The organism is Phytopseudomonas straminea (assembly GCF_900112645.1).
Lineage (GTDB): Bacteria > Pseudomonadota > Gammaproteobacteria > Pseudomonadales > Pseudomonadaceae > Aquipseudomonas > Aquipseudomonas straminea.
In genome coordinates this window covers 133,821-146,543 of record NZ_FOMO01000002.1, presented here as the reverse complement: position 1 = coordinate 146,543, position 12,723 = coordinate 133,821, and the positions used below count along the sequence as shown (strand labels likewise).

Here is a 12,723-nt window from a genome sequence, read left to right as displayed (position 1 = left end):
CGTATGGGGGCACTGACGAAAGCTGAGATGGCCGAACGTCTGTACGATGAGCTGGGCCTGAACAAACGAGAAGCCAAGGAACTGGTGGAACTCTTCTTCGAAGAAATCCGCCAGGCACTGGAACTCAATGAACAGGTGAAGCTCTCAGGCTTCGGTAACTTCGATCTGCGCGATAAGCGTCAGCGCCCCGGTCGTAATCCAAAAACAGGGGAGGAGATCCCGATCACGGCCCGCCGTGTCGTGACCTTCCGCCCCGGCCAGAAGCTCAAAGCCAGGGTTGAAGCCTATGCTGGAACCAAGTCATAACGACGAACTGCCTGTCATACCCGGCAAGCGGTACTTCACCATCGGCGAGGTCAGTGAACTCTGTGCGGTCAAACCGCACGTGCTTCGTTATTGGGAGCAGGAGTTTCCACAGCTCAACCCGGTCAAGCGCCGCGGCAACCGTCGGTATTACCAGCGCCAGGATGTGCTGATGATCCGCCAGATCCGCGCTTTGCTGTACGATCAGGGCTTCACCATCGGTGGCGCACGCCTGCGCCTGACCGGAGAAGAAGCCAAGGACGATACCACCCAGTACAAGCAGCTCATCAAGCAGATGATCGCCGAGCTGGAAGATGTACTCCACGTCCTGCGCAAATGAATTTGTAGAAAAACCTTCCACAATTCAGATGCTTAGTTTATAGTCTCTCCCGCTTTCGGCTAACGCCAAAGGCACCAGCAACACCCGTCGGGGCGTAGCGCAGCCCGGTAGCGCACTTGCATGGGGTGCAAGGGGTCGAGTGTTCGAATCACTCCGTCCCGACCAAAATACCCTAGAATCCAAGCACTTAGCGGTGCTTGGATTTTTTCATTTCAGGGCTTGCGCAACACTGGCGCAAAAGCTGCGCAAAACTTCCAGCGATCCTCGGCCTTCTTGTGGCGTCTGTTGTGGTCTCTGGCCTATTCTTGAACGGTCTGCCGCAGTTGCCCGACGGCGCTTACTACCCGCTTTGCCTCTGCGCGGATTTCAAGCATGACGTCTCCGGCCTGGCCTGCTAGGGCAACACCTTTCTTCACTTTCTCCTGGCTACCTAGCATGCTCGCTACAGCGCTCTGCGTCAGGTTCTGGTTCAGTTGAACAACTTCGTTGATTTCCACGGTAGCTTGGCTGGTTCGAGACGCCAGGTTACGAACTTCATCTGCCACCACGGCGAAGCCCCGCCCAAGTTCGCCCGCTCTGGCAGCCTCAATCGCTGCATTGAGTGCGAGTAAATTGGTCTGATCGGCGATGCCCTTGATGACCTGAACAATACTGTTGATGCGTTCCGATTGAATACTGAGTGCGCTGATTTGCTCAGATGCCTTATCGAGCTCTTCGGAAATTCCGCGAACTACCTGCATCGTCTCATCTACAGTGGCAGCCCCCTTTACCGAGCTCTCATCCGTTTCCCGGGCTATCTCATAGGCCAATTGCGCGGCTTCCGACTCAGCGTTTCGGCGTTCTACCTGCGCGGTGATATCACTCGCGAACTTAACAACTCCATAGAGTTTTCCGGCAACATCATAAAGAGGATTGTAAGTCGCTCTAAGCCATACAACACGGCCATTTTTGGCAACGCGCTTGAAAACTTCGTGTATGTAGTCGCCCTGATTCAAACGCTGCCAAAAACGGCGATAGTCATCGCTGTTAACCTCCGCAGGTTCGCAAAACAGGCGGTGGTGCTTTCCACGAATCTCGTCCAAACGGTAACCCATGGTCTTCAGGAAGTTTTCGTTTGCTTCGAGTACCTCACCGTTCAGATTGAATTCAATTACGGCCATTGAGCGATCAATGGCGCTAAGCAGGCTGGTTTGTTTGTTGTCTGCCTGTATCTCCCTGGTGATATCGGCTGCGATTTTGATAACGCTCACCACCTGACCCGCGCCGTTGTGCACCGGCATATAGGTCGCTTCAAGCCAGATCTCGCTGCCATCTTTGGTCAGCCGCATAAAGCGGCTGCTGAAACTTTCACCCTTGGAGAGTCGGCTCCAGAATTGGCGATATTCCGGGCTATTCACCAAGCTTACAGGGCAAAAAATTCGGTGGTGCTGACCTACCACTTCCTCGAGGTGATAACCCACTACGTTCAGAAATGCCTGATTTGCGTCCACGATCTCTCCAGTCGGAGTGAACACAATCATCGCCATACTGCTGCGAATCGCCGCCATTTTCTGATCAACGTTTTCAAAGCGATTTTTGTATGCTTGCAACTCATTGCGAAGCTGTGAACCGAACATGATGACCTCAATGCAACGGCTAAGGTTGGGTGGAGAATTCTTCTTGCGAAATATCGTTAGAGGTCGTTGAAGATGCGGATCCACGTATAAAATTATCATCTGAATGCAACCCACCTAGCCTTCGGCTCGATGGCTGTTAGCTGCTTTTATACCGGGGCAGCAATCCGCCGTACCTTTGGTTCCGATTACTTTAGAGCTCTGACAGCTCTGCGTCAGGAAGAAGAGAGATTTTTTCTGACCTCTATTCCTAGGAATAGATCAACCTCAAGCTGCTGCTGTTTGACGCGGCGTGAATTCCTTCCAGCCTTTTAGGGAAAAAGTAAGTACCTCAGCAATGGTGCTCTGAGAGCCCGCCACCTTTTTTAAGCCAGTCAATAAGGTCGACCGGTGACAATGGCTTGGCGAAGTAATAGCCCTGACCCTGCTGACAGCCCCAGCCGCGCAGCAGGTGGTAATGCAAATCTGTTTCAACCCCTTCAGCCACGACGATCAGGCTAAGGTCCCGCACCAAGCTGATCAGGCCCCGGATGATGTGCCATTCGCTGTTACCTGGTTGAAGATCAGCCAGCAGTGAGCGATCCAGCTTGACGCTGGTTGCCGGGATCTGGCGCAAGTAGGCCCAGTTGCTGTAACCACTGCCAAAGTCGTCGATCCCAATGCCCACGCCCAGATCACGAAAACGCTGCAGCTGAACTCGCACGGTCTCAAAATCGGTTACCAGGACACTCTCGGTGAATTCGAGCTCGATCAACCTTGGGGCTACCCCGAACGCTTCCAGTGCTTCGACCAGCTGATCGAACAGATGCCCGTCGGTCAAATCCAGGGCAGATACGTTCAAGGAGGCAGTCATTTCCAGGCCCTGAGCATGCCAATCCGACAACTGCTCGCAGACGCGTCGCACTACCCAGCTAGTGATGTGACGAATAGAGGCCGTGGTTTCGGCCAGCGGGATGAATTCAGCGGGGCTTATCTCACCCAGCGTAGGGTGCGACCACCGTAGCAGCGCCTCGACGGCAACGCATCGGTTGCTGCCCAGGTCGATACGAGGCTGATAGACCAGTCGAAACTGATCTGAGGCGGCAAGTGCCGCTTCGATGTCATTGAGCACTGCCGTGCTGCGACGCAGACCCGAATCGATCACAGGATCATAATCGAGCCAACGTCGCTCACTCCGACGCGCAGTATCGGTAATGCTGGACATCAAACGCAGGACGTCTTTGGATGCGCCGGTTTCGCGTTCAAGCTGCAGTACGCAGATCCCTACGTCGGAAAAAACGGGAATGTCCGCGCAGTACATAGGCCGTTCGAAAGCGTGCACCACGCTGTCGACTAGGTTGGATATCGACAGTGTCCGACGGCTCAAGAGTACGACAAAGCCCAAGGTGCCGGAGCGGTACAAGCGTGCTCCAGTGGGCAGCAACTCCAGTAGCAGTTCTTTGACCGCCAGCATGAAATTGGTGAAAAACTCTCTCCCAAGGGACTTTGCCAAACGGTCCAGCGCTATTGCGGATAGCGGCTCGATAAGGATAGCGACTCGGTCATCCTGCTCAGCTGCCTGCAAAATGTCCGCTTCAAACCGCTGGCGGTTGGGTAAACCTGTCATTGGGTCGATGTAGTGCGAGCGATGTATGGATTCCAGTCGCGCCACCACAACCTTGGCCGCGTTACGTAGCAGAGTTCGGCCTTGCTCGTCCATTGGCGCGCGGGCCTCATGGTCGATCACGCAGAGCCTGCCCAGATTGCGCCCTGATTGGATGGTCAGTGGGGTACCCGCGTAATAGCGTATGAACGGCGCGCCCGTCACGAGGGGGTTGTCCGAGAAACGCGGGTCGGTGGCAGGATTGCATATTTCCAGTACTGCCCCTTTATCGAGGTCGTGCACGCAGAAAGACATTTCCCGCGACGTCCGTTCAGGCTCCATGCCCACACGCGCTTTGAAAACCTGATACTCGCGTTCGATGATGCTGACCAAAGAAGTGGGCACACTAAAATAGCTGGAAACCATTGCAACGATGCCATTGAGCACAGGGTCCGAGCCACTCTCCAGATCCGAGGTCAAGCGATCTACGTCGACTAGGCGTGCTCGTTCTTCTTCAGGTGATAAGTTGCACGTGGTCATGTTGGCTACTACGGGGTACAGGGATGCTGGGAACACCTTGCTTAGGTGTTCATGGAGTGCCTTGAGCTTATCACCTCGCCATACATCCACAATTGTAGTTAGCCATCACGCTCTTAGTTAGAAACTATAGGCTTTGACTGTGAATTGCTTAAAGCTGAAGCACTGATTGCCGATAAATCCCGGCGATGACAAATCTTCGCCGTATCGGCTGTTCACCACTAGCATTCGATCTTTCCACCCGGCCCTAACGGAGCCACATTTGATTAATTTCCTCTCTCGCAGCCTTGAGCTGGTACGCCGACTGGCGCGGATTCAACCAAGCACGCCGATTCGCTATGTGGGCACTGTCGTGGTCATAGCTCTTTGTGGAATCGTGCGCACTCAGCTTCCCTTCACGGCGCTACCGTACCTGTTTTTCATTCCTGGTCTGATGCTCGTTGGTTTCTGCTTCGGTGTGGTCCCGTCTCTTCTGGGCTGCGTTCTGGCAGTGCTCACAGCCCACTACTTTTTCATTGGCGAAATCGGCCTCAACGATGGCTTGACCGCCTGGCTCAGCAGCGCGAGTTTCGCCTTGGTCACGTTCGGTATGGCCATTGTCTGCGCCTTGTTCCGAAGAACCCTGAACACGCTCTCCGGTGTCAATGACCGTCTGGAACAGGAGGTCGAGCGTCGTACTCTGGAGCGCGATGGCATCTGGAATGTGTCCCCTGACCTGATCTGTACGCTGTCCGAGGGTGGCGACGTGGTGGCGATGAATCCGGCCTGGCAAAGTGAAACTGGGCATTCTGAGCAGGCGCTCAAGAACGGTGCGTTTTTCAGCTTCATCTCCCCATCACAACTGTCGGATGCGCTGCGCACGCTTGGCAAAGGGGGGATTGCAGAGCTTGATACCCAAGGGTTCCGCACCAATGGCAAACCGCTCTACCTGAATTGGAGAATTACACGTCGACAGGGGCTGTACTTCGCGGTCGCACGGGACATCACCTTGAACAAGGAACGTCAGGAAGCGCTCGAAAAAGTAAGCTCGCAGTTGCAGCAAAGCCAAAAGATGGAAGCTGTGGGCCAGCTAACAGGAGGACTGGCTCACGACTTCAATAACCTGCTCACTGTGATCACTGGCAGCCTGGATATGTTGGAGCAGCGTATCGCCCAGGGAAATCAAGAGGAGCTGCCTCGATACCTCGGACTCGCCCGTACTGCGTCCGGTCGTGCTGCCTCGCTGACGCACCGACTGCTGGCCTATGCAAGGCGTCAGCCCTTGGCCAGTTCAGTCGTGGACCTCGCGATGCTGGCTCAGGATATGAGAGAGCTGATCAGCAGAACCCTCACACCGCGGATAGAACTGGAGATACTCGCACCGGAAAACGCCTTGCTGTGCTTTTGTGATGTCCATCAGCTGGAAAACGCGATACTGAACCTGTGCATCAACGCGCGCGATGCCATGCCTCACGGAGGCCGGCTGCAGATCGAAATCCGACAGACCCGTATAGATACTTCCCAGCGCACTGCAACTCTGAACGCTGGGCAATACGCACTTTTTCGAGTAACGGATACAGGTATGGGGATGCCACAAAGCGTGCTTGAACGGGCGTTTGATCCATTCTTTACCACCAAACCCCTAGGCTCTGGTACAGGCCTCGGTCTTTCAATGGTGTATGGCTTTGCTCAGCAATCATCGGGTGATGCTTGGATCGAATCGGTAGTGGGAAAGGGCACTTCGGTAAGTCTTCTGCTGCCACTGCATCACAGTCAGAACTCAAGCGTCGATGCCGGCGTGTCTACCACTGATGAGTACGATTTCCCGGTGGATAACGCCAGAGTGCTTGTGGTCGACGATGAGATTGCCATTCGTGACCTCATCGCCGAGACGTTGGAGGAGGTGGGCTATCGAGTCACAAAGGTCGGAACCGCTGCACAAGCGTTACTGGAGTTGGCGGGTGAATCCGATGCAGTGTTACTTATCACGGACATCGGCTTGCCCGGTGGCATGAGTGGTGACGAATTGGCTGTGACCGCGCTCGACAGGTGCCCGACGCTCAAAGTGCTGTTTATTTCAGGCTTCGTGGAAAATGCTGTCCCGGCGATCGCGCTGAAAAGCGGACAGACCGAACTACTGCTGAAGCCCTTCGCGGTAAAGGAGCTGAAGGGCATGGTTCAGCGTCTTCTGACCCAGGGCTGAGGCCGCTCAGCTACTGCCGCTGATCTGCAAGCGCCTGATGCTTCACTCATGGGGCGGCCTCAAGGGCGTCAATATCATCACCGGGTCATTTTTAATGGCCTAACGTCGCCAGCCTGGCACATTTTTGCTGCTGCCTAACCTTTGACCAAGCTGGAAGAATGGCGCCGTACGTAGCTTTGCCACGCGTGCGGCACGCGCTTCCAGCCAGGATTAACAAGAAAGAAAGCCCGCATCAGCGGGCTTTATTGCGCTTGCTCATATCTTTTCAGCGGTGCGGAGCGCAGGGGGGCAAGTGCTGTAGTCTCAGGAGAAGTGGTGCAAGGTAGGACCGAATCAAGGTCCGCACTCCCAGTTGCCCTCAATGACACGCATCGAACTGTTATTTCGGATGTAGGTGAGGGTTGCGGCAGGGAAGGAGGCCGCTCCGTCAGTTCCAGCTTTCTCAGGCTGATCGGCTTTCTCCTTCTCCTTCAGCTTCACTTCGGCCACCACACGCTCGCCCTTGAATAGGGTGCCATGTTGCATGGAGTCGAACCCACCCGGGGCGTGGACCTTTATCACCTGGTCGCCGAACTTCAGAATCCCCTCTGAGTCACCCTTGGTTGCCACGTTTCCGGCACCGTACAAGAACGTGCTGCGCCCGGCGGAGAAAGTGCATACAAGCTCTCCCTTAACCGGATTTCCCGTGATATCGCTTTCGTTAAGGGGCGAAAGTTTGGTGCTGGTTGAGACCATCTGAGAGCCGTTAGATAAAGCGTCGCTCCCGCTTTCATCATTGGCTACGCAGCCCGATAAAATCGTAAAACCGGCTATAGCGGTGAGGGTGATGCACGCTTTGCGATTGATCCGGTTGAGCAAACTGAGCGGACGAAGTACTGCGTATCGCATGGGAAAAACTGATCCTGGTATTGGGCGCCCACCCATTGAGCGCTCGCTATGGAAGTCGACCCTAAGCAGCTGGATACATTGCTATAAATTTGTGAGCGATATTGAGAGCTCTTATCTCATCTCTGCTCACGTCAGTTTCAGTAGTGAACCTGGTGCGCCTCGCTTGGCAGCGGCACCTCCCACTTGAACAGCATGCGGCGGATATCCTCGTTACGCAGGCTGGTGTCGCGCCGGCCGTTGCGCCGGTAGATCTCCTTCTCGGGCATCTCCAGATACTGGATCTGCACCCTGGCCTGGTAGGCGTACAGCAGGTCAAGGGTCTTCTTGCGCATCTGCGCCGACAGGTGCGTGGAGTTCCAGACGAAGGGCTGCTTCTCGCGCAGCAGCGACTTGGCCCGGTCGATGGCGAAGTGCGCGGCGGCGCCTTCGTTCTCGCCATGGCGCAGGCCCAGGGCCTCGCGGGCGTCGTCGAAGGAGATCACCGGCAAATCCGGGTGGTGCTTGGCCACCCAGGTGTTCTTGCCACTGGCCGGCATGCCGGAAAGCATGACCACGTGCGAGCCTTCCGGCTCGTGCAGCGGGTAGTCGGGATGTACCCGGGCACCCCGGAAGTACTGGATACGGGTGTAGTCATCGACGAACGCCCGTGGCCCATACAGGCAGCCTTCCTCGTCGGCCAGCTCGCGAAACAGCTCGATCTCGTCGAGCACGGCCTGCTTGCCCACGTAGGTGCGCCCCTGCATGTCCGCTTCCGCGACCGCGCAGAGCATCCATACCGGCAACTCCCACGACAGCTTGTGCAGGATGAACTCCGGGCTCTGCCCACTGCGGTTGCCCGACAGCGCGAAGAACGGCAACTGGTGCACCGAGATGATCCGGCAGACCTGCTCGCGCAGCTCGAACGGTACGCCTGCACGCCACAGCAGCAGCCGTGCATCCACAGCGCCGCGTCGCGAGTGCCCAGGCTGGCCGATGCGCCCGGTTTCGCTATCGATCACCGTGGTGTCCGGCTTGGAGATGTCGTGCAGCAGCGCGGCCAGGAACAGCACCAGGCGCTGTTCCTCGGTCGCTTGCTGATAGCGCGGTTGCGCGAGCAAGGCCTCGACCACCATGCAGGTGTGAATCCACACGTCGCCCTCGGCGTGGTAGTACGGATCCTGGGGCGTGCTGGCCAAACGTTGCAGGGCCGGAATCGCCTCCAGGCACCCCTGCGCGTCGAAGCGCTGGCCCGGTTCTGGAACCAGGCCTTGCAGTTGTTGAATGTCCATTTTGTTGGTCTCCTTCAATAACCAGACCGCTGGCCATCCCAGTCCATCGACAGGCGAGGGGCGTAGAGGTCTACCCCGTCGGCCAGCAGGTTGGGAATGAACGGCTGGTTCGCATGATGCTGGTCCGCATCGAGGATCGCCTGGACGAAGTCCTGGCGGACCCACTTGAGGCGTCCATTGGTTTGTTTCTCGTCTTCGAGCTTCAGGTACAGGCCTTCCATCACCGTCGACTTGTCGCACTGCCGCCAGGCCCGTTCCAGGTCCAGGCCTTCGCGCTGCACCGTGGCTTCGAACGCGCTGCGCCATGCCGGCGACTTGGCCAGGGAATCGCCGAGCAGCTCGAGCAGATCCTTGAGCCGCGCTGGCGCCAGCCCTTCATGCAGCACCGGCACCGACAGCACCGGGCCGTCGCGCAGCAACTGGCGCCGTGCGGCTGTCGAGAGGAACAGGCCATGGGCCCGATCCCATACGTCGAACTCGCAGAAGAAGTGCGGCAGGCGGTCGTAGAACACCGAATGCTTCTTGTGCATCCACTCGCCGAACAGTACGTAGCGGTCTTCAAGGCGGCTCAGCAACCAGTCCTCGTGGGCCACAGCCCATTGTTTGAACAGGTTGAACTGGCGCTCCCGACCGCCACCGGTCAGGTAGTGGCCACGGGATTGCAGCAGCAGTTCACCGGCCGCGGAGAAACTGATGCCGGCATTGGCACCGTCCAGTTTTTCCTCGACGACCAGCCACTGCCCGCTCAGCGAGGCATAACGAACCTGATCGCTATCGGTATCGCCCGGCTGCAGGCGAGAGCTCTCCAGGTGGGGCGTGCGTGGGTATTTGTGCAGCTCGAGGTTTTGCGCATAGGCGCGGAAATCCATGTTCATGGGTTTTCTCCATTGCAATTGGAAAAACCGACGACAAGGGTTCAGGCGGGCAAAATGTGGAAAGCGGCCACGCAAGTGCGCAGGCAGCCATCAGGCACGATGGACCGTCGTCGGTATCAGGCTTGTTGGCTGGAGCAGGGCACTTCGTTCACCACTTGAGAGAGAGGGGGAAATAAGGGGGCGCATTCAACACACGAGAAAATCAGAAGTCAACCTTTATCTGGCCTTTGAACCGATGAGATGGAAGCGGTGCGCTATTCGCTTGGTACGGATCGAAGCACGGCGAGGCCGCATATCGAGGCAGATTCCGCATGACTCGTTAGAGACTTCTAAGGCCTGTGTTTAGGCGGTTGTGCCGACTTTCCACCGATTTTTACGGAAAACGTAGAAAATCGTCAGATTGCATAGGGACATCGTCGCTGCGAGTGCCCTAGATGTTGCATTGAAAATCAATAGGTTATAAGCTCGACGTACGCGTAAGGCTGCAAGGAGTCGAGTGTTCGAATCACTTCGTCCCGATCAAATATCTAGAAATCCAGTCGCTTAGCGGTGGCTGGATTTTTTTATACCTTGGCGTTTGTACTTGATCAAAAAGCGTCGTTCTAGTTGGTAATTGAGACGTTCTACAAGATATTCTCAGTACAACGGATAAAGCTCTTTGGGGGGCGTCATGGACAGGGCGCAGTATTCTGAACGCGACATCTGCACGAAGCTCATAACACCGGCCATACAGCAAGCAGGCTGGCTGCAGCATCAGTTCCGTGAGGAAGTAAGTCTCACCGACGGTCGAGTAATGGTACGTGGCAAGCTGGCGACCCGTATCAAGAACCCTGAAGTCAAGGGTGGCCCTAAGCGTGCGGATTTTGTGCTTTATGCTCGGCCAAACGTTCCGATTGCGGTGATTGAGGCCAAGCAAGCCAAGTTTTCTGTTGGGCATGGAATGCAGCAGGCTCTGGCTTATGCGGAGATGTTGGATGCCCCATTTGCTATTAGTAGCAACGGCGAAGGATTTCTCTTTCACGACCGTACTGGCTTAACGCAGCCTATCGAGCGTGAGCTCTCGCTCACCGAGTTCCCATCACTAGACAAGCTGTGGCCGCTTTACCAGAAATGGAAGGGGCTTTGCACGGACACTGCGGTCAAACTCGTCGAGCAGCCTTTTTACTCTGACGGCAGTGGCAAGGAGCCGCGTTATTACCAGCGAGTCGCTATCAACCGTTCCATTGAGGCCATCGCCAAAGGCCAGCAGAGGGTACTGTTGGTCATGGCCACCGGTACCGGCAAAACCTATACGGCATTCCAGATCATCTGGCGGCTGTGGAAGGCAAAGGCCAAGAAGCGCATTTTGTTTCTGGCCGACCGCAACATCCTCGTTGACCAGACTATGCAGCAGGATTTCGCCCCTTTTGGCGAGGTGATGCACAAGGTCACTAATCGCGAGGTCAAGAAGAACTACGAAATCTATCTGGCACTCTATCAGGCCGTAACTGGGCGTGAGGAGTGGAAGCAGATCTATCGTCAGTTTCCGGCCGATTTCTTCGATCTGGTGGTCATCGACGAATGCCATCGCGGCAGTGCCGCTGATGACTCTGCCTGGCGGGACGTACTTGAATACTTTAACAGTGCCACCCACCTAGGCCTGACCGCCACACCCAAGGAGACGAAGGAAGTCAGCAACATCATCTACTTTGGTGATCCTGTTTATACGTATTCACTCAAGCAGGGCATCGAGGATGGTTTCCTCGCTCCTTACAAGGTTATCCGAATCGCTACCGATGCCGATGCGGTAGGTTATACCCCCGAGAAGGGCAAGGTAGATAAGCTCGGCCAAATGGTGGAACAGCGCCAATACAACACCAAGGATTTTGACCGCAATTTGGTACTGGAAAAGCGCACCAAGCTCGTCGCTAGCAAGGTATGGGAATACCTCAAGGCCACCGACCCGATGGCCAAAACCATCGTGTTTTGCGACGACCAGGATCACGCCGAGCGGATGCGGCAAGAGCTGGTCAAGCTTATTCCCGCCGCTGCCAGCAACCGTCGCTACGTGATGCGCATCACTGGTGATGACAACGTAGGCAAGGCTCAGCTCTCCTACTTCATCGACAACGACGAGCTTTACCCGGTCATCGCCACCACCTCCAAGCTGCTCACCACCGGCGTGGATGCCAAAACCTGCAAGCTCATCGTGTTGGACCAGAGCATCAACTCGATGACAGAGTTCAAGCAGATTATTGGCCGTGGCACCCGCCTGCGAGAGGACTATCAGAAACTCTACTTCACCATCATGGATTTCAAGGGCGCCACGCGTTTATTTGCTGACCCTGATTTCGACGGCGAGCCTGTGGTGATCTACGAGCCTAAACCTGACGAGTCTGTGGTGCCGCCAGAAGTCATCGAAGTGCCTGGTATTGGCGAGCAAGAGCCGCCGCCCTACGGACTCGATGCCACTGGCAGCGATGAAAGCCCCCCTGGTAGCAATATCGGCGGCACAGGTGGCGAAGGTCGCGTCAAATATGTGATTGACGACGTAAATGTGCGCGTCGCGGTAGAGCGCTCGCAATACCTCGACGCCGACGGCAAACTCATCACCGAGGATTACCGTGTCCTGCTCAAGGACGATATCAGGAAGGCATTGCAAGCGGAGTTCGGCACGCTCACAGATTTTCTGCGCCGCTGGAACAGTGCTGAGCGCAAGCAGGCTGTGCTCAAAGAACTGATCGACCATGGCGTCCCACTCGAAATCCTGCAGCAGGCCGTCGCTAACGGCAGCGAGCTGGATGTCTTCGATCTGGTCACCCACGTCGCTTTCGACCAGAAACCGCTCACCCGCCGCGAGCGCGCTAACAACGTCAAGAAGCGCGATGTGTTCACTAAATACGGTGAGCAGGCTCGCGCCGTGCTTGAAGCCCTACTGGATAAATTTGCCGACCACGGTGTGCAGGACATTGAAGACGCGAAGGTGTTGGAGCTACCGCCGTTTGACCAGTTCGGCAGCAAAACCCAGATCCGGCGCGGCATCTTCGGCAGCATCGAGCAATACACCCAGGCCGTGCAAGAGCTTGAACAAGCGCTTTACGACCAGAACGAACTGAAACAAGCCTGACCCGAGTCAGGCCACGTGAGTCGAGAACA

At 56.1% G+C, this 12,723-nt stretch carries 9 protein-coding genes and 1 tRNA gene; 5 read left to right on the top strand and 5 right to left on the bottom strand.

Going from position 1 to position 12,723, the window contains the following annotated elements; translation table 11 throughout:
• Positions 1-3 precede the first annotated feature (3 nt).
• The 3 genes from ihfA to BM279_RS04815 all read left to right on the top strand — a co-directional run bounded on the left by ihfA (position 4) and on the right by BM279_RS04815 (position 808).
• Positions 4-306, top strand: a complete 303-nt coding sequence (ihfA, locus tag BM279_RS04825) for an integration host factor subunit alpha (RefSeq protein WP_013791841.1) — start codon at positions 4-6, stop codon at positions 304-306.
• Positions 287-643 (top strand): MerR family transcriptional regulator, encoded by a 357-nt coding sequence (locus tag BM279_RS04820; RefSeq protein WP_013791840.1) that lies wholly within the window; start codon positions 287-289, stop codon positions 641-643. Before ihfA ends, BM279_RS04820 begins: the two co-directional genes overlap by 20 nt.
• Positions 644-731: 88 nt before the next feature.
• Positions 732-808, top strand: a tRNA-Pro gene (locus tag BM279_RS04815).
• A 134-nt stretch (positions 809-942) separates the two neighbouring features.
• Here the strand turns inward: BM279_RS04815 and BM279_RS23625 are convergent.
• Together BM279_RS23625 and BM279_RS04805 are read right to left on the bottom strand one after the other, a co-directional pair.
• Positions 943-2,259, bottom strand: a complete 1,317-nt coding sequence (locus BM279_RS23625) for a methyl-accepting chemotaxis protein (RefSeq protein ID WP_093501498.1) — start codon at positions 2,257-2,259, stop codon at positions 943-945.
• Positions 2,260-2,587: 328 nt separating this feature from the next.
• Entirely contained in the window at positions 2,588-4,318 is a 1,731-nt protein-coding gene (locus BM279_RS04805; RefSeq protein ID WP_244154120.1) for a sensor domain-containing phosphodiesterase, read from the bottom strand.
• A 319-nt stretch (positions 4,319-4,637) separates the two neighbouring features.
• Here BM279_RS04805 and BM279_RS04800 point away from each other — a divergent pair, with 319 nt between their 5' ends.
• Positions 4,638-6,557 (top strand): ATP-binding protein, encoded by a 1,920-nt coding sequence (locus BM279_RS04800; RefSeq protein WP_093501494.1) that lies wholly within the window; start codon positions 4,638-4,640, stop codon positions 6,555-6,557.
• 333 nt (positions 6,558-6,890) lie between these two features.
• On the opposite strand, the gene BM279_RS04795 is transcribed toward BM279_RS04800, so the two are convergent.
• The 3 genes from BM279_RS04795 to BM279_RS04785 all read right to left on the bottom strand — a co-directional run bounded on the left by BM279_RS04795 (position 6,891) and on the right by BM279_RS04785 (position 9,588).
• Positions 6,891-7,445: a hypothetical protein gene (locus BM279_RS04795; protein ID WP_093501492.1), complete on the bottom strand. Its 555-nt coding sequence runs from the start codon at positions 7,443-7,445 to the stop codon at positions 6,891-6,893.
• 137 nt (positions 7,446-7,582) lie between these two features.
• Positions 7,583-8,713 carry an AAA family ATPase gene (locus BM279_RS04790; protein ID WP_093501490.1) on the bottom strand — a complete coding sequence of 377 codons (1,131 nt, stop codon included), beginning with the start codon at positions 8,711-8,713 and terminating at the stop codon, positions 7,583-7,585.
• Between the two features lie 14 nt (positions 8,714-8,727).
• Positions 8,728-9,588, bottom strand: a complete 861-nt coding sequence (locus tag BM279_RS04785; RefSeq protein WP_093501488.1) for an RNA ligase family protein — start codon at positions 9,586-9,588, stop codon at positions 8,728-8,730.
• A 670-nt stretch (positions 9,589-10,258) separates the two neighbouring features.
• Here BM279_RS04785 and hsdR point away from each other — a divergent pair.
• Positions 10,259-12,694, top strand: coding sequence for an EcoAI/FtnUII family type I restriction enzme subunit R (gene hsdR / locus BM279_RS04780; protein WP_093501486.1), 2,436 nt, complete (start codon positions 10,259-10,261; stop codon positions 12,692-12,694).
• Positions 12,695-12,723 lie beyond the last annotated feature (29 nt).

What these genes read in the sequence shown, in the direction of transcription:
- ihfA (WP_013791841.1), top strand. Translation starts at nt 4, where the DNA reads ATGGGGGCACTGACGAAAGCTGAGATGGCCGAACGTCTGTACGATGAG.
- BM279_RS04820 (WP_013791840.1), top strand. Translation starts at nt 287, where the DNA reads ATGCTGGAACCAAGTCATAACGACGAACTGCCTGTCATACCCGGCAAG.
- BM279_RS23625 (WP_093501498.1), bottom strand. Translation starts at nt 2,259, where the DNA reads ATGTTCGGTTCACAGCTTCGCAATGAGTTGCAAGCATACAAAAATCGC.
- BM279_RS04795 (WP_093501492.1), bottom strand. Translation starts at nt 7,445, where the DNA reads ATGCGATACGCAGTACTTCGTCCGCTCAGTTTGCTCAACCGGATCAAT.
- BM279_RS04790 (WP_093501490.1), bottom strand. Translation starts at nt 8,713, where the DNA reads ATGGACATTCAACAACTGCAAGGCCTGGTTCCAGAACCGGGCCAGCGC.
- BM279_RS04785 (WP_093501488.1), bottom strand. Translation starts at nt 9,588, where the DNA reads ATGAACATGGATTTCCGCGCCTATGCGCAAAACCTCGAGCTGCACAAA.
- hsdR (WP_093501486.1), top strand. Translation starts at nt 10,259, where the DNA reads ATGGACAGGGCGCAGTATTCTGAACGCGACATCTGCACGAAGCTCATA.